The organism is Bradyrhizobium sp. U531, assembly GCF_051710265.1.
Lineage (GTDB): Bacteria > Pseudomonadota > Alphaproteobacteria > Rhizobiales > Xanthobacteraceae > Bradyrhizobium.
The window spans coordinates 177,085-191,703 of record NZ_JASVEN010000007.1 but is presented as its reverse complement, the minus strand read 5'-3'; the positions used below and the strand labels follow the sequence as shown (position 1 = coordinate 191,703).

At 65.7% G+C, this 14,619-nt stretch carries 20 protein-coding genes; 11 read left to right on the top strand and 9 right to left on the bottom strand.

Annotated features, from left to right (window positions below; translation table 11 throughout):
• Window positions 1-542 precede the first annotated feature (542 nt).
• From QRQ56_RS28375 to QRQ56_RS28340, 8 genes are all read left to right on the top strand, one after another.
• Window positions 543-1,010: a hypothetical protein gene (locus QRQ56_RS28375; RefSeq protein WP_438744481.1), complete on the top strand. Its 468-nt coding sequence runs from the start codon at window positions 543-545 to the stop codon at window positions 1,008-1,010.
• Window positions 1,011-1,032: 22 nt separating this feature from the next.
• On the top strand, window positions 1,033-1,311 hold the full coding sequence (locus QRQ56_RS28370; protein WP_438744480.1) for a hypothetical protein: 279 nt from the start codon (window positions 1,033-1,035) through the stop codon (window positions 1,309-1,311).
• A gap of 135 nt (window positions 1,312-1,446) precedes the next feature.
• Window positions 1,447-1,701: a hypothetical protein gene (locus tag QRQ56_RS28365; RefSeq protein WP_438744479.1), complete on the top strand. Its 255-nt coding sequence runs from the start codon at window positions 1,447-1,449 to the stop codon at window positions 1,699-1,701.
• Window positions 1,702-1,725: 24 nt separating this feature from the next.
• Window positions 1,726-2,643, top strand: coding sequence for a 4-hydroxy-tetrahydrodipicolinate synthase (gene dapA / locus QRQ56_RS28360; protein ID WP_438744478.1), 918 nt, complete (start codon window positions 1,726-1,728; stop codon window positions 2,641-2,643).
• Between the two features lie 24 nt (window positions 2,644-2,667).
• Window positions 2,668-3,066, top strand: a complete 399-nt coding sequence (locus QRQ56_RS28355) for a hypothetical protein (RefSeq protein WP_438744477.1) — start codon at window positions 2,668-2,670, stop codon at window positions 3,064-3,066.
• A 112-nt stretch (window positions 3,067-3,178) separates the two neighbouring features.
• Window positions 3,179-3,367: a hypothetical protein gene (locus QRQ56_RS28350; protein WP_438744476.1), complete on the top strand. Its 189-nt coding sequence runs from the start codon at window positions 3,179-3,181 to the stop codon at window positions 3,365-3,367.
• A gap of 48 nt (window positions 3,368-3,415) precedes the next feature.
• On the top strand, window positions 3,416-3,793 hold the full coding sequence (locus QRQ56_RS28345; protein ID WP_438744475.1) for a hypothetical protein: 378 nt from the start codon (window positions 3,416-3,418) through the stop codon (window positions 3,791-3,793).
• A 90-nt stretch (window positions 3,794-3,883) separates the two neighbouring features.
• Window positions 3,884-4,012: a hypothetical protein gene (locus QRQ56_RS28340; RefSeq protein ID WP_438744474.1), complete on the top strand. Its 129-nt coding sequence runs from the start codon at window positions 3,884-3,886 to the stop codon at window positions 4,010-4,012.
• Here the strand turns inward: QRQ56_RS28340 and QRQ56_RS28335 are convergent.
• The gene (locus tag QRQ56_RS28335) at window positions 4,009-4,590 is read right to left on the bottom strand and encodes a TetR/AcrR family transcriptional regulator (RefSeq protein ID WP_438744473.1); all 582 of its coding nucleotides are present in this window, start codon (window positions 4,588-4,590) and stop codon (window positions 4,009-4,011) included. The two genes, QRQ56_RS28340 and QRQ56_RS28335, sit on opposite strands and share 4 nt — an antisense overlap.
• A gap of 86 nt (window positions 4,591-4,676) precedes the next feature.
• On the opposite strand from QRQ56_RS28335, the gene QRQ56_RS28330 reads away from it, so the two are divergent.
• The 3 genes from QRQ56_RS28330 to QRQ56_RS28320 all read left to right on the top strand — a co-directional run bounded on the left by QRQ56_RS28330 (window position 4,677) and on the right by QRQ56_RS28320 (window position 7,730).
• The gene (locus QRQ56_RS28330; protein ID WP_438744472.1) at window positions 4,677-5,417 is read left to right on the top strand and encodes a crotonase/enoyl-CoA hydratase family protein; all 741 of its coding nucleotides are present in this window, start codon (window positions 4,677-4,679) and stop codon (window positions 5,415-5,417) included.
• A gap of 69 nt (window positions 5,418-5,486) precedes the next feature.
• Window positions 5,487-6,122 (top strand): uracil phosphoribosyltransferase, encoded by a 636-nt coding sequence (gene upp / locus QRQ56_RS28325; protein ID WP_438744471.1) that lies wholly within the window; start codon window positions 5,487-5,489, stop codon window positions 6,120-6,122.
• Between the two features lie 33 nt (window positions 6,123-6,155).
• Window positions 6,156-7,730 carry an AMP-binding protein gene (locus tag QRQ56_RS28320; RefSeq protein WP_438744470.1) on the top strand — a complete coding sequence of 525 codons (1,575 nt, stop codon included), beginning with the start codon at window positions 6,156-6,158 and terminating at the stop codon, window positions 7,728-7,730.
• 147 nt (window positions 7,731-7,877) lie between these two features.
• Here the strand turns inward: QRQ56_RS28320 and QRQ56_RS28315 are convergent, their stop codons facing one another.
• From QRQ56_RS28315 to fliS, 8 genes are all read right to left on the bottom strand, one after another.
• Window positions 7,878-8,789 carry a flagellin gene (locus QRQ56_RS28315; RefSeq protein ID WP_438744469.1) on the bottom strand — a complete coding sequence of 304 codons (912 nt, stop codon included), beginning with the start codon at window positions 8,787-8,789 and terminating at the stop codon, window positions 7,878-7,880.
• A 17-nt stretch (window positions 8,790-8,806) separates the two neighbouring features.
• Complete coding sequence (gene flgK / locus QRQ56_RS28310) at window positions 8,807-10,579, bottom strand: flagellar hook-associated protein FlgK (protein ID WP_438744468.1); 1,773 nt, start codon at window positions 10,577-10,579, stop codon at window positions 8,807-8,809.
• 19 nt (window positions 10,580-10,598) lie between these two features.
• Complete coding sequence (locus QRQ56_RS28305) at window positions 10,599-11,054, bottom strand: flagellar protein FlgN (RefSeq protein ID WP_438744467.1); 456 nt, start codon at window positions 11,052-11,054, stop codon at window positions 10,599-10,601.
• A gap of 15 nt (window positions 11,055-11,069) precedes the next feature.
• Window positions 11,070-11,330 (bottom strand): hypothetical protein, encoded by a 261-nt coding sequence (locus QRQ56_RS28300; RefSeq protein WP_438744466.1) that lies wholly within the window; start codon window positions 11,328-11,330, stop codon window positions 11,070-11,072.
• A 3-nt stretch (window positions 11,331-11,333) separates the two neighbouring features.
• Entirely contained in the window at window positions 11,334-12,599 is a 1,266-nt protein-coding gene (gene flgE, locus QRQ56_RS28295) for a flagellar hook protein FlgE (RefSeq protein WP_438744465.1), read from the bottom strand.
• Between the two features lie 31 nt (window positions 12,600-12,630).
• Window positions 12,631-13,299: a flagellar hook assembly protein FlgD gene (locus QRQ56_RS28290; protein ID WP_438744464.1), complete on the bottom strand. Its 669-nt coding sequence runs from the start codon at window positions 13,297-13,299 to the stop codon at window positions 12,631-12,633.
• Window positions 13,300-13,731: 432 nt separating this feature from the next.
• On the bottom strand, window positions 13,732-14,004 hold the full coding sequence (locus QRQ56_RS28285) for a hypothetical protein (RefSeq protein ID WP_438744463.1): 273 nt from the start codon (window positions 14,002-14,004) through the stop codon (window positions 13,732-13,734).
• Between the two features lie 167 nt (window positions 14,005-14,171).
• Window positions 14,172-14,600 (bottom strand): flagellar export chaperone FliS, encoded by a 429-nt coding sequence (fliS, locus tag QRQ56_RS28280; RefSeq protein WP_438744462.1) that lies wholly within the window; start codon window positions 14,598-14,600, stop codon window positions 14,172-14,174.
• Window positions 14,601-14,619 lie beyond the last annotated feature (19 nt).

The window sequence follows — 14,619 nt, the reverse complement described above, 5'->3', positions numbered from 1 at the left end:
CCGTTCGCAGACGTAGGTGTAGCCGATCGCGAGCGCAAAGAAGCCGAAGCCCAGCGCCAGCATCAGAATGTCCGTCATCGCATTGCTCCTCGTTGCGCCCTTACGCTTGGCGCAACTTTCTTCTCTCTTGACCGTGCTGAAGTGCCAGCGCCGGCATAGGTTTTCGAGATGAGGGCTATGGTGACGTTATAGGAATCTCATAAAGGCCGGGCAGATGGCGCTCGCGAGGCAATCTCACTGTCGTCCCGGACAAGCGCGCTTCCAGCGCGCGCCGATCCGGGACCCATAACCACAGGGAGTAGTGTTGCGAAGGCTCGGGGTGACAAGCTTCGTACGACAACTGCTCCCTGTGGTTATGGGTCCCCGCGTTCGCGGGGACGACAATCGTGATTGAGGCAACACACTGCCCCCTCGCCTCTCCCCACCCACACTTATGAAATCCCTATATCTCGCGCCCGATCCCCCTCTCGTTTTCAAATGCCCTTGAGGCCCATTCTGGCGATGCCGGCCGACTGACCGACGCCATTTCCAGGAGGCCTGACATGACCGCCCTTCTTCGACGCCTCGACCCACCCTCTCTCAGCCAGCAGCTTCGCACGGCCGCGGCGATGACACGCCCGCTGATGGCAGAGATCATCGACAAGGCCTGCCGGCGCGTCGCTTCGCCCGGCCAGAGCGAGCGCAGCACCCGGCTCATGCGCCTGATCGATTCCGAGGCGTGGACCGACGCGGCGCTGGCGCTGATCGAACTCGAGCTGCCGATGTGGCAGGTCCGCCGCATCGCCTATGACGAGGGCGAATGGCATTGCGCGCTGTCGCGCGAGCGCGAGCTGCCGGACTGGCTGGACGCCGCCATCGAGGCGCGGCACGCAGACCTTGCACTCGCCTTGCTGTCGGCCTTAGTCGAGGTCCGGGCTTTGGCCACCGACGCGACGCGGCCGATCGTCCCCTCGGTCCGCCCGCTGCTGGATCCGCTGTTCCAGCCGGTCGCCTGCGACAATTTCAGCTAGGGCCAGCGGAGGGATCGGCGCCATGCCGCAAGCTCCGGACCTGCCGCACATGCTGAGCCCGTCGCGCGTCATCGCGCGCTTCGCCGTTCGCCTCTCGCTGCTCATGGGCTTTGCCGCATTCGGCGGCGTCGGTTTTGGCCGGAGCCTCGCCGTCCTGCTCTGGATCTCGATCGTCCTGTGCGCGCTTGCCAGCCTCGTCAGGCGGGAGCCGCTGTTCGGAGCCACGCTCAATCATTGGGACGAGGCCGTCGCCTTCGGCGCGCTGTTTGCGCTGGTCCATGTCGTCATTGATCCGGCCTGAACAAGTCCCGGCCTTATGACCTTCCTATGAGATCGCCTTGCACCCGCCCTCGAAATCATATTCGCGACTGAGGATATTGAGCACGCCGGCGCGGACCTGCGTCCGAAGCCGGCGCCGTTCAGAAGGAATACATCCGTGAAACTCGTCGAACCTCCCTCGTGCAGCACGCCTTCGACCCTCGTCTTCATCGGCAGGAATCGCCGGGGACAATGGGTCGCTCAGGAGCAGCACGGCCTCTATGGCGGTCTGTTCATCAGCCGCGCCCAGGCCATCAAATATGCCCTGTTCGAAAACGGGCAGCATCCCGAAACCATCGTCGAGCTGCCGCGCGAAATCGAGCTCGACATGGGCAGGCGCCCCAGCACCATCTTCGCGCAGCGCGCGGCCTGAGCCGGCGACAACAGGCGAACAATCATGTTCATCCCGCCCTCCGCCTGGTTCACCGGATTCATTCCGGACCTGCCGACCCCGTTCGACGCAGCAGATGCGATCGATCTCGAAGCGTTCGCCACACTGTGCGAGCGACAGGTCGCGGCCGGCGTTCCCGCCATCGTCGTCTGCGAGACGGCCGGCGAGGCACCGACGCTCTCGCCGGCCGAGCAGGAGCTTGTCATTCGCACCGCGGTCGACGCCGCCCGTGGCCGCGTACGGGTCATTGCCGGGACGATCTCCAATGCCACCAGCCACGCCATCGCGCTTGCGCGACGCGCGGAGGCCGCGGGCGCCGACGCCGTCATGTCAGTCGTGCCCGCCTACAACAAGCCGATGCAGGAGGGCATGCTCGCGCATTTCCGCGCCATTGCCGGCGCGATCGGACTGCCCGTGATCCTGCACGACAATCCGTCCCGCACGCTGCGGCCGCTGGCCGACGAGACGCTTCTGCGGCTGGTCGAGTCCCGGCAGTTCGTCGGCTTGCGCGACGGGAGTGGCGACATCACCCGTCCGATGCGACTGTCCCGCAACCTGCCGGCAGGTTTTCGCTTCCTTTGCGGCGACGACACCACGGCCTTCGGCTTTATCGCGGACGGCGGCGACGGCGCGATTTCGGAGGTCGCCAACATCGCTCCGGATCTCTGCCGCACGATCTTCTCGCATCTCAGGCAGGGCCGGCTGCAATCCGCCCGCTATCTGCACAAACGCCTGATCCCGCTCATCGCCTGCCTGTCCGGGGAAAGCCCGGCCGCGCTCAAATACGCACTCAGCATCCTTGGCCTGACGTCGGCCGCAACCAGGCTTCCGATCGTGCCGCTGGACGCGGCCGCGCAGCGAGCCGTGGTGCGCGCATTCGCGGCGATCGCCGACGAAGAACTGATCGACAGCGTCGGAGCCTGACGCGGCGAGGCCGCCTGGAATGTCATGCCCGGTCTGGTCGATGGATCTCGCAGTCTGCTCGGCGCCTGGAAGCTGGCGTTGCTGCGCTTTACGGTGACGCAGGACGAAGCCGACAGGCTCAACGTTGCCGCCCTTGCGGCGGAGCTTGACCGCCTTGGAGGACGGCGCTCCACCGACGACACGTTCCACTTCTTTCGACGAACCAGCTCCCAACTTTGCGCAGCGATCAGCGGGCAGCCGGAGAATGTGGCGGGCATTCTGGACCGCTTCTGCGAGCAGATCGAGGAACCGCGGCTGCGCCGCGCCTTTGCCGCAGCGGCCGGGGTGACCCCTTCGGATCCCGCGCCGTCCCGGACCCGCCGGCTGAAGCAGAACCTCGATCTCTTCAGAGGGCTGCCGGCGCGAGGGCCGGCATCTTTATGACATTCCTATGCGGATGCGCCGGCGCTCATCTCGCAATCCTACGCAGCGGTGGACATCATGCACGGGAGATTGGAGCAGCCGCCGCGCTGCGCCAAGGACGAGGATTTCCACCATGTCGATCCTGACACATGATTTCGACCGGTCCTTCGGGGCCGAACGCACGAGGCGCATCTCCGAAGCGCGCGAGGCCCAGCTCAAGCACATCGCGCTCCAGGCGTTCGGCCTGCTCGCGATGGGCAGCGTGCTCACCGCGCTGATCGCGCTGAGAACCGCAATCTATGTCTGGCATCTCCCGGCCTGACCCGGCGTGGCAGATATCATGACCTTGCAGATGTCTGAGGAGGCCGCCATGGCCGCGATCGCCCTTCAAGCCGTGCATCGCCAGCCGGTGACGCGACCGGCTCCAGTCGAGACCGGGACGACGGTACTCAATCCGCTCGATCCCGACGTCGTCAGCGCCGCCATTCCCGCTTTCCTCATCGGGCACAACCAGGCCGGGCTCTGGGTCGCCCGCGAGGCGAAGGGGCGCGCCGGTGGCCTCTTCCTGTTCAAGAGTTCCGCGATCGATTTCGCCAACCGCCGGAGCGCGCCAGAACGATGCGCACTGGTCTTTCCCGCCGAAACCTTCGAGCTCGACATCGAGAACCAGGGCAACCCGCTGGTCGCGCTCTCGGCGCGATGGCTGGGCCGGGTGAGGCGATATCTCACGCGCGAGGTCACGACATGATCGAGCTTAAGATCATCATCCTGGTCGCGTTGATGAGCGCATTGCTGCTGGGCACGCGCATTATCGCAGGCCCCGCCCCGGACCGCTAGCATGCCGATCCTCAAGGGAAATCTCGAGCAAATGGTCACCGTGACCATCCTGACCATGACGCTCAGCCTGATCTGGGGCGCGATCCTGACGCTCGTGATCACGCTGGTCGCGCGCGGGATCGGCGTCTAGCTTTTCGCTTCCCTCTCGATCAGCCGCGCCAGTTCCGCAGCCGTCACCTCGATCGGTCGGCCGCTGCGCTCGACGCGGGCCTGGATCAGCGCGCCCTGGAGCGCCGAGGTGCAGAGCATGGCGAGCGCTTCCGCGCGAGGTCTGGCGAAACCGTCCGCGAGAAGCTTGTCGCGCAGAATGGACAGCCGCGCCGCATAGGCCTTGCGGCCGGCATCGGACACCGCGCGCTCGCGCGGGGCAAGCTCGAGCAGCACGGTCGTGATCGGGCAGCCATTGCGAAAGCCGGAGCCCTGCATCCAGCCCGCCAGGAGCCTGGCGTGCGCTCGCAAGAGGTCGGCGGTCGAACCGCATTCTTCCGCGAGCCAGGCGACCGTCGCCGCGACGCGGCGGCCCGCCTCCTCCACCGCCGCCACCGCGATCGAGGATTTTCCGTCCGGAAAGTAATGATAGAGCGACCCCTTCGGCGCACCGCTGACGTCGACGATGTCGTTCAGCCCGGTCCGGCCATATCCCTGGCGGCGGAACAGGGTCACCGCGGCATTGATGATGGGCTGGCGGTGTTTCGGCACGGCCGGCATGGCGCTCTCCCTTTCGTTCGAGATTATATTGATTGGTCTACATCAGCCTCCGACAGTCAAGCCTGGTCCATGACAGGGAGAGCCAGATGGCAATGGGAGTGAGCTTCGAGGTGAACGAGGGCGTCGCGCGGATAGAACTCGACGACGGCAAGGTCAATGTGATGTCGACCAGGATGCTGGCCGAGATCGGCGCCGCCCTCGACCGGGCCGAGACGGAAGCCGAGATCGTGGTGCTGCGCTCGGCGAGGCCCGGCATTTTCTCGGCCGGTTTCGATCTCAAGGTGTTCGCCTCGGGCGATGCCGCCGGGAGCCTCGAGATGGTCCGCGCCGGCGCCGAGCTTGCCTTGCGGCTGATGTCGTTTCCGCATCCGACGATCGGTGTTATGGAAGGCCACGCCTTTCCGATGGGAACGTTCCTGCTACTCGCCTGCGACATCAGGCTGGGCGCGCGCGGGCCGCATCGCATGGGCTTGAACGAGGTCGCGATCGGCATCGCGCCGCCGAGCTTTGCCATCGAGCTGGCGCGCAGCCGGGTTCATCCAGCCTGGCTCAGCCGCACCGCCACGCTCGGTGAGATGTACCAGCCCGAGGAAGCGCTGACCGCGGGCTTCCTCGACCGCGTGGTGGCGCCGGACGCCATCGATGGCGCCCTTGCCGAGATCATCGCCGCGCTGCGCGCCATCCACAAGCCCTCGCATGCTACCGCCAAGCAGCGCCTACGTCAGCCGGCGATGGACGCGATGCGCGCGGCGATCGACCGAGAGTTGACCATGGCTGCCTATACCGCGAGCAGCCGGGCGCGCAGCGCAGTGGCGATGCCCGGTTGAGGCCACTGCCTACGCGGAAAAGGCTTGGCCGATCTGGCGCAATTCGAGGGAACCGTGTAGAGCGGTTTCATGAGCACTGGCAATGTCAACGTCGTCGCCCACCCCCTGGTCCAGCACAAGCTCTCGCTGATGCGGGAGAAGGATCGCTCGACCAAGAGCTTTCGCGAGATCCTGAACGAGATCGGGATGCTGCTCGCTTACGAGGTGACGCGCGACCTGCCGCTGGAGCTGGTCGAGATCGAGACGCCGATCGCGCCGATGCAGGCGCCCAAGATCGCCGGCAAGAAGCTCACGTTGGCGCCGATCCTGCGCGCCGGCGTCGGCTTCCTCGATGGCATGCTGGCGCTGATGCCCTCGGCGCGCATCGCCCATATAGGGCTCTACCGCGACCCTGAGACATTGCAAGCCGTGGAATATTACTTCAAGGCGCCGCAGGACTTGTCCGACCGCACCGTGATCCTGATGGACCCGATGCTGGCGACCGGCAACTCGGCCTGCGCCGGCGCCTCCCTGCTCAAGGCCCGCGGCGCCCGCGACATCCGCTTCGTCTGCCTTCTGGCCGCGCCCGAGGGCATCGCCCAGTTCCAGAGCGAGCATCCCGATGTGCCGATCTGGACGGCTGCGATCGACGAGCGGCTCAACGACCACGGCTACATCGTGCCGGGCCTCGGCGATGCCGGCGATCGGATGTTCGGCACCAAGTAGACAGGTTGGCTCGATCGGGTTACTTCGATTGCCATGAGTGCCAACGCGTCCTCGCTGCAATCGCTGCTCCGGTCTGAGTCCGCCGCCGATCCCGCCTTCGTCGTCGACGGCACGCCGGTCTCGCGCGCGGAATTCTCGGTGAGGATCGAGCAGACCGCCGCCTGGCTCGCAGCGCAAGGCATCGGCAAGGGCGACGTGGTCGCCGTCTGGCTGGTCAACCGGATCGAGTGGCTCGCGCTGCTGTTCGCCGCCGCCCGATGCGGCGCGATCGTCGCCGCCGTCAATACGCGCTATCGCAGCGCGGAAGTCGCACACCTGCTTCGATTGTCCGGCGCCCGGCTGATGGTGGTCGAGGCCGCGTTCCGATCGATCGATTTTGCCGCCATCCTCGCCGACCTCGCCAGGGATGAGGTTCCCGCGCTGCAGAAGCTCGCGGTGGTCGGAGCCGACGGGATTCCGGCGCATTGGCCCTGCGTCCGCTTCGACGCTTTCGACACGCCCTATCCGCCGGCGCCGCCAGCGCAGGATGACGTCGACCTTCCGGTGCTGCTCTACACGACATCAGGCACCACCAAGGGGCCGAAGCTGGTGGCGCATTCGCAGCGGACGCTGGCGGGCCATGCTGCTTCCGTCGCCAAGGCGCTTCGGCTCGACCCGCAGCGCCATTCGCTGCTGGCGATGCTGCCGTTCTGCGGCACTTTCGGCATGACGAGCCTGCTCGGCTTCGTCGCGGCCGGTGCAACCATTCACGTGGTCGACGCCTTCGAGGCGGCGCCGGCGCTGAAGATTCTCAGCGCGCATAGGATCACGCATTCGTTCGGCTCGGACGAGATGTTCCGCCGCATCCTAGCCCTCAGCGATTTGCCCCGGCCGTTTCCGCATCTCGAACTCTGCGGCTTCGCCGCGTTCCAGCCCGGCTGGCGCGAGCTCGCCGCAGAGGCCGAGGCGCTCGGCCTGCCGCTGTTCGGCCTTTACGGGTCGAGCGAGGTCCAGGCCCTGTTCTCGATCGCTAGCGCCAGCGACGCCTTCTCCGATCGCATCGAGGGCGGCGGCTGGCCGATGTCGGCCGACGCAAGCGTGCGCGTACGCGACACCGAGACCGGCGAGCTTGCGGCCGAAAGCATCTCCGGCGAGATCGAGATCAGAGCGCCGTCGCGCTTCCTCGGCTATTTCAACAATCCCGACGCCACGCGCGAGGCGATCACTGCGGACGGATTCTTCCGCACCGGCGACCTCGGCCGGCTGCGTGGCGACGGCTCCTTCGTCTACGAGACCCGTGCGGGCGATGCCATGCGGCTCGGCGGCTTCCTCGTCGCGCCCGGCGAGATCGAGGACGAGCTCAAATCCTATGAAGGCGTCGCTGACGCCCAGGTGGTTGCGGTGGACCTGAAGGGCCAGGCGCGCTGCGTCGCCTTCGTGATCCCGGCCAAACAACAGCCAACGCAGGAGACGCTGATCGCGCATCTGCGCGAGCGGCTCGCCGGCTACAAGGTGCCGGCGCGGATCTATCTCGTGGACGCCTTTCCCGTCACCGACAGCGCCAACGGCGTGAAGATCCAGCGCGCCCGGCTCCGCGCCATGGCGATGGAGCGGATCGCCGCGGAGTAGCGTCCGGCGAGCGGCATCCACACACGCGCCGTCATACCCCGCGCAGGCGGGGCATCAAGTAATCCAGAAACGGCGGTGATAGAATCGAGAAGCCGCGGCGTACTGGATTCCCCGCCTTCGCGGGGAATGACACCGAGTATGTTGAGCCTACTTTAGGTAGCTCGCGAGATTGATGCTCAGGATCTTGGCGAGCGCCGAATAGGACGCGGTGAGCTGCGCCTGGTAGGTCGAAAGTTGCGCCGTGATGGCGGCGACGTCGACGCCGGTGAGGTCGTTCGACAGCGTCTCGGCATAGCTCTTGTAGTCGGTCTGGCGGGCGCTCGCGGTCTCGATCGAGGATGCCGCGTTCGAGAGCCGCGCCTGCACCGCCGCGGTATCGTCCAGCGCAGTGCCGGCGAGATCGAGCGCACTGGAAATGTCCGACGACGACAGCGAGGTGCTGTTGGCGACAAACTTCAAGACGCGCATTACCTCCTCGAACGCCGAATTGTCGGCGGTGACGCCGTAGGACACCGTCTGGTCGGCGGCAACGCGGACCGAGGCGATCTCGTCGTCGCCCTGATAATAGCTGGTGTCGCTCGTGGTGGTGGACGCCGTTCCGGTTGCGAAGCTCGTGAGATCGACCGGTGCGGTCTCGGTCTTGCCGCCAGCAAACACATACTGGCCGTCATACTGCGTGTTCATCAGCGAACCCATCTCCTGCAGCACCTGCTGGGCGGTGGTGATCACCGAATTGGACTCGGTCGAGCTGCCGGTAGAGGCGGCGCTGAGCTGGGAGCGGAGCTGGGTGAGAATGTCGGTCATCGACCCGATCGCCGAATACATCACCTGGATCTTGCTGTCGGCGAGCGTCGCGGCATCGACATAGGATTGCGCGCGCGTTACCGAAACCTGGAGGTTGACGACATGCTGCGCGTCCGAGCCGTAGCCGCCGAAATCGGTCGAGATCACGCCCGTCGATTCCTGGATCTGCTTGTTGGCCATCACCGACTCCACGCGCATCGCGTCGGCGATCATCCTGTTCGACTGTGCGAAAGTGGCGACCCGCATCGCGACCATGAGCGTGCCCTTAGCTGTTACGACTGAACGGCGGACAGCAGCGCCGAATACATGGTGTTGATGGCCTGGATCAGAGCGGACGCCGCGGTATATTTGTTCTGGAGCGTGCTGAGCTTGGCGGATTCCTCGTCCAGGTTGACGCCGGATTGTGACGACAGCGAATTAGCATAGGTCGACTGCGCGGTTTCCTTCGCCGTGTACGTGGTGGACGCCTGCGACGCCTTGCTCGCGACATCGGACACGATGGCCGAGGCATAGTCGGCCAGGGAGCCGGTGGTCGCCGCCAACCCTCCGGTGGACGCGAAGGTTCGGGACGTCGTCAGTGCATCGTAGAAGGCGTCGACCACGCTGGCCGAGCCCGACGACAGCACGCTGCTGCCGACGGTCAGGGTCGACGAGGAATCCAGCGTCGCGAGCTGGAGCTCGTTCGTCCCCGACAGGATCTTGCTGTTGACCGCGATATCCGCCGCGCTGGTTCCGGTCACGAGGTCGTTGAGGCCGAAATAGTCCGAGAACCCCTCGCTTGAAGCTCCGACCGAGCTCGTCATCTCGTTGATGGCGACGCCGTTACCCGAGCCGGTCGCACTGATCGCGAGATGGCCGTCCGCATCGACCGATGCCGACAATCCGGAAATGCCGTTGATGGCGGTGACGAGGTCTCCGACGGTGGAATAGGACGACAGGTCGAGATCGCTGTACGAGACCAGGTTGCCGCTCTGGTCGGTCACGGCAAGCCGCACCGTGCCCGAGGCGGACAGCGCGGTGCCGCTGGTGACGCTGGTCGTGCCGGTCAGGCTCGTCGGCGCCGGCACCGCGGAGGCGCTGTTCGAGACGCCGTTCATCGCGGACGCCAGCTGCTGGGCGAGCTGGTCGAGCTGGGACTGCGCGTTCGGCAGGGTTTCGTCGCGGAGCGTGATGAGCGCGCCGATGTCTCCGCCCGATATCTGCGAGGTGATGTCGACGCCGTTCACCGTAATCGCGCTGAACCCGCTCGACGAGGAGCCGGCGGCATATGTGGTCGACGCCGTCACATTGGATGCGGCCGTATAGCTGATCGCATGCGCGGAGCTGTCGACCAGCGCTTGGCCGGACTTGGTGTAGATCTGGATGTCGCCGTTCGACGCGGTGAAATAGTTGATGTTCATCCTCGAGGCGAGGTCTTGGAGCGCGGTGTTGCGCTGGTCCTCGAGATCCGCGGTCGACTGGCCGGTTGCGGCCGTCTGCTTGATCTGGTCGTTCAGATCCGCGATCTGCTGCAGGTCGGTATTGACGTCGTCGATTGCGGACGCGATGTCCTGGTCGGCGTCGGCGCGGAGCTTCTGGATGCTGCTCGACGTCTCCCGCAACTGGCTCGCGACGTCGTCGAGCGCGCTGACGACGTTGGATTGCAGCGAGGCGCTGCTGGGCGTGCTCGCCAGCGACGACAGCGCCGATTCCAGCGAAGCGATGCTGTTGGCGAGCGAGGTCCCTGTTGACGACGTGTCGGTGCTGCTGGTCGAGCCATAGAGCTTTCCGAGCGACGTCAGGTAGGTATTCGTGGTGCCCGCGGATCCGAGCTCGGATGTCGCCGAGATCAACGATTTCAGCAGCAGCTTGTCCACCGTCGAGGTGATACCCGTCACCGTGACGCCGGTACCGACGCCGTTGGTGACGCTGCTCGACTGGTTCGCGGTCTTCGCGGTATAGCCCGTCGTGTCGGCGTTCGAGATGTTCGACGACGTCACGCTGATCTGCACGGACGTGGCCGACAGCCCGCTGAAGGCGATCGATCGTGCGATATCGAGTGACACGGCGGGCTCCCTCGCTAGGTCAGGCGCTGCGGCTGGTGCCGCTGGACACGGCGCGCGCGGCGAGACGGCCGGAGGCGCCATAGGGCGACACCGCCGCGATCTGCTCGCGGATCGCCTGCATCACCGCCTCGATCCGGCGGTTGCTGGCTTCGATCGCCGCGCGCAGGCGCAGCAGATTCTCGTCCATGGCGCCGCGCAGCTTCAGGATCCGCTCCAGCAGCTGCTCGCGCAGCATCCGGTCCCGCACGGTCAGGCTGGTCGTGCCCGCCGCGCATTCGGCAACGGTCCGCTCGAAGATCTCCGCCAGCCGGTTCTTCTCGTCGACCTGCTTCAGGCGCGAAGCCGGCAGGCCCTTGGCCAGCTCGGCGTTCTCCTCGGCGACCAGCGCGGTCAGCGTGTCGATCAAGGCGATCAGCGACTTGATCCGGACGTCGCCATTCGCGGGATTGGTCATCTTGGCCTGGGCTGCACTCATTGTTCTCGCCTTCTTCTAATGCTGCGATTTGCCGCGACCGACTTGCGAACTGCGCAAATAGGCGCCGATCGCGGTGGTCCTGGCGGTGGCCTGCTTCATCTGTCCTTCGATCTCCGCGCATTCGCGCAAGAGACCGCGCCGGGTCGTCTCGAGGTCATCGAGCAGCGCGAGCAATTGATCGCGATCGGTGACCTTGACCCTCTCGGCCCACGCCATGAGCCGCCGCAGCCGGCGCAGCAGCGCCTCCCCGGCTGCGTTTGCCGTTTCGCCGGACATCGCTCACCTCATCGCCGAGATCAGGGTGTCGTACATCTTGTTGACAGTGGAGATGACCTGGGATGCGGCGGAATAGGCTTGCTGCGCCGAGATCATGCTGGAGAACTGGCTCGAGGTGTCGGTGGTCGAGGATTCCAGCTCGCTGCCATAGACCGTGCCCGCGCCGTTCTCGCCGGAGGCCTGCAGGGCAGCGTTGCCGGAGGTCACGGTCGCCGAATAGATGCCGTTGCTGGACGCGGAGAGCCCGTTGGGATCGGCGAAGGTCGCCACCGCGATCTTGTAGATCGCGATGGTCTCGCCGTTTGAATAGGTGGCGTCGATGACGCCGTTCTTGCCGATCGAGATGCTGGACAGCTTGCCGTAGGACAGGCCGTCCGAATCGATGCTGGTGACGTTGACGTCGGGCGTAGTCTCGCCGGAGGCGTATTGCGTGAGGCCGTCGGTGCCGCCGACCGTGCCGAGATCGAGCGTGATCGTGCTGTCGGCGGCGCCGTCGGTCCAGCCCGTCACGGCGACCGTCGCAGGATCCGGGCTCGTACTGGCAAGCGATCCGTCGCTGTTGAAGGTGATGTCGATCGTACCCGAGGCCGTGCCGGTCGCGGTCGTGGTGTCCGAGGACGAGGTCGGGTTGGCGAAGCTGGCGCTCCAGGTGTTGGTGCCGGTCTTGCTCCAGGTGATCTGCATCGTGTTCGCCGCACCCAGCGAATCGTAGACCGTCATCGAGCTGGTATAGGTGTCGCCGGTCGCGGCATCCGAGGGCAGGTTCGCCGCGATCGTGGTCTTGGTGGTGGCGCTGCCGCTGGTCGAGGCGACTTGCGTGTTGATCGCTGCGAGATTGCTCGCCGATTCACTGCCGACGACGTTTCCGTCCGCATCCGTGCGCCAGCCCTCGAGATAATAGCCGTTGTTCTCGAGATAGCCGGCATTGTTGATCGTGAAGGCGCCGTTGCGCGAATAGGCAACGGTGCCGCCGGACGTCGCGTCGGTCACCACGAAGAAGCCCGAGCCCTGGATCGCGACGTCGGTGGCGTTGGAGGTCGCGGCGAGCAGGCCCTGCTGGGTGATGTTGGCGCGGCCAGAGACGGCGACGCCGCCCGAAGCGTAGGAAGTCGCGTTGCTGGAGGCCGTCACCAGCGCGTCGAACATGGCCGACGTCGTCTTGTAGCCCGTCGTGTCGGAATTGGCGATGTTGTCGCTGATCATCGACAGGGACTGGCTCTGGGCGCTGAGCGCCGAGATCGCCGAGGACAATGCACCGGTGAGACTCATGATGAAACTCCGAGGAAGTCGGGAAACGGGATCAGGACGTGACGCCGAGGATGTTCGCGGCGCTGACGGAGACGCCGTTCACCGTGAGCGAGGGCGTGGAGGTCGAGGTGTCGATGCCGGTGACCGTGCCGGTGACGGTCGTGTAGTTGAGCACCGAGTTGCCGGCGGAGTCGGTCGCGGTCACCGAGATGGTGTACTTGCCGCCGTCGGAGAGCTGGTTGCCGCTGGAATCCTTGCCGTCCCAGGTGAAGCTGTTCGAGCCGGAATTCGCCGTGCCGGTGCCGGTGTAGACGACGTTGCCCGAGGAGTCCGAGATGCTGATCGAGACGTCCGATGCGGCCGAGGACAGCGAGTAGCCGAAGGTCGCCGAGCCGTTGCTCAGCGTCGCCGTGTCGGTCTTCGCCTCGACGGTGTGGCCGATATAGTTCACCGAGTTGAGCGTCACGAGGCTCGAGAACGAGCTCGCGAGCGACGACATGTTGGAGTTGATCGACTGCTGCTGGGTGAAATTGGCGTAAGAGGTGAGCTGATTGATGAAGTCGGTGGTCGAGGTCGCGTTCAGCGGGTCCTGGTTCTGCAGCTCGCTGACCAGCAGGCTGAGGAAGTCGCTCGAGGTCAGCGACGACGAGGACGACGTGCTCGACGACGACGATGTCGTGGTGGTCGCAGTCGTTGCAGAACTCACGGCGGAAACGGTCATCAGAAACTCCGGCTTTCTCGCGCTGCCGGCAACCAGGTGCTGGTCGGCACGCTTGAAATCTGTGTGCTGATGAAACGGGTGGGCGCGCGGATTCAGGCGGCGATTCACGCGCGCGAAAACGGCTTTCGACACGGCAAAATCTGCCGTCGCTTATCGGACCGATTTTCGCTTGCGGCCATCCTTCGAGACGCCCGCCGGTGGCGGGCCCTCAGGATGAGGACTGAGTGCGTCGGGCTACTTTCAAAGAGCGCAAGTGCCGCTTAGCCTCATCCTGAGGAGACCGCGAAGCGGTCGTCTCGAAGGACGAGGCGCGCGCTCAGGTCGCGCAAGATGCTGTATGCGACACGCTATCCCTTACCCGGATTGAACCGACCTCTTCCCGTAAGCGGGACCCGATGAAGGAAGAAACGAGTCCCGGTCGAGAGAAGCCGCTCAGCTCCCCGCCGTCTCGCCTTCGGTGCGAGGCTCCGCGGCGTCGCTCTTCATCCTCGCCGCGGCAGCGGCGATGCGGTCGGCGAGGCCTGCGGGGGCGCGGACCGGGGGCGCCGCGAGCGCCTGGCGCAACGTGCGCGCCTCCTCGAGCAGCGCCTGCGCCGCGGGCGAGCGGGCAAGCAGCTCTTCAGCGGGCACACGCCGATCGTCGGGCCAGAGGGAAATATCCTCGCCCAGCCGATCGATCAGTTCCTCAAACTCGGTGACGTCCATCGTCCGCCGGTCCCGCCATGGTCCGGCCCGTCATAAAGCATTGCGCGTGCGCCGGAAACCGGTTTCAGGCCGGCTTTGGCGCCAAAACGGCCCGCCGCACTACGGAAAACCGGGGAAATGGGAGGGCGGCGTCATCGGCCGCCCCTCCGCATGGGGCAACCGCCGCCTCAGCCCCTGCGCGCCGAATCGACCGGCGCAGCGCCCGCAGCCCGCGATGTCGCGTCGACGAACTCCCAGGCCTCCCGAAGCTCGGAAAGCCCGGCGATGATCCGTCCGAAACTTGCGCGCGCATGCGGACGGCCGAACGCCTTGAGGCTTGCCAGGATCATCGCATTGTAGGTCTGGAACACTTGTTCCGCGACCGCGCCGCCCCTGGTGAAATCGAGATTGTGGCTCAGCCCGCGGAGGATCGCGGTCGCCCGCATCAGGTGCTCGTGCCCCTCTTCGAAGCGGCGGGCCTCCTGCGCGGCCAGCGACTTCTGCAGAAAGGTGATCGCACCGCCGAGCAGCATCGAAATCGCCTTGAGCGGCGGCACGCTCGTTGCCGCGCCCCGATAGGCCTGGTTGGCCATGTACGCCATCTGGTTATGCATCATCGATCACTCTGTCTTACTG

Excerpts from the sequence above, each read along its gene's own strand:
- QRQ56_RS28375 (WP_438744481.1), top strand. The coding sequence starts at position 543 with ATGACCGCCCTTCTTCGACGCCTCGACCCACCCTCTCTCAGCCAGCAG.
- QRQ56_RS28290 (WP_438744464.1), bottom strand. The coding sequence starts at position 13,299 with ATGACCGTTTCCGCCGTGAGTTCTGCAACGACTGCGACCACCACGACA.
- QRQ56_RS28345 (WP_438744475.1), top strand. The coding sequence starts at position 3,416 with ATGGCCGCGATCGCCCTTCAAGCCGTGCATCGCCAGCCGGTGACGCGA.
- QRQ56_RS28340 (WP_438744474.1), top strand. The coding sequence starts at position 3,884 with ATGCCGATCCTCAAGGGAAATCTCGAGCAAATGGTCACCGTGACCATC.
- QRQ56_RS28300 (WP_438744466.1), bottom strand. The coding sequence starts at position 11,330 with ATGTCCGGCGAAACGGCAAACGCAGCCGGGGAGGCGCTGCTGCGCCGG.
- QRQ56_RS28355 (WP_438744477.1), top strand. The coding sequence starts at position 2,668 with ATGCCCGGTCTGGTCGATGGATCTCGCAGTCTGCTCGGCGCCTGGAAG.
- QRQ56_RS28315 (WP_438744469.1), bottom strand. The coding sequence starts at position 8,789 with ATGGTCGCGATGCGGGTCGCCACTTTCGCACAGTCGAACAGGATGATC.
- flgE (WP_438744465.1), bottom strand. The coding sequence starts at position 12,599 with ATGAGTCTCACCGGTGCATTGTCCTCGGCGATCTCGGCGCTCAGCGCC.
- QRQ56_RS28370 (WP_438744480.1), top strand. The coding sequence starts at position 1,033 with ATGCCGCAAGCTCCGGACCTGCCGCACATGCTGAGCCCGTCGCGCGTC.
- QRQ56_RS28330 (WP_438744472.1), top strand. The coding sequence starts at position 4,677 with ATGGCAATGGGAGTGAGCTTCGAGGTGAACGAGGGCGTCGCGCGGATA.
- fliS (WP_438744462.1), bottom strand. The coding sequence starts at position 14,600 with ATGATGCATAACCAGATGGCGTACATGGCCAACCAGGCCTATCGGGGC.
- QRQ56_RS28350 (WP_438744476.1), top strand. The coding sequence starts at position 3,179 with ATGTCGATCCTGACACATGATTTCGACCGGTCCTTCGGGGCCGAACGC.
- QRQ56_RS28285 (WP_438744463.1), bottom strand. The coding sequence starts at position 14,004 with ATGGACGTCACCGAGTTTGAGGAACTGATCGATCGGCTGGGCGAGGAT.
- upp (WP_438744471.1), top strand. The coding sequence starts at position 5,487 with ATGAGCACTGGCAATGTCAACGTCGTCGCCCACCCCCTGGTCCAGCAC.
- QRQ56_RS28305 (WP_438744467.1), bottom strand. The coding sequence starts at position 11,054 with ATGAGTGCAGCCCAGGCCAAGATGACCAATCCCGCGAATGGCGACGTC.
- QRQ56_RS28320 (WP_438744470.1), top strand. The coding sequence starts at position 6,156 with ATGAGTGCCAACGCGTCCTCGCTGCAATCGCTGCTCCGGTCTGAGTCC.
- dapA (WP_438744478.1), top strand. The coding sequence starts at position 1,726 with ATGTTCATCCCGCCCTCCGCCTGGTTCACCGGATTCATTCCGGACCTG.
- QRQ56_RS28335 (WP_438744473.1), bottom strand. The coding sequence starts at position 4,590 with ATGCCGGCCGTGCCGAAACACCGCCAGCCCATCATCAATGCCGCGGTG.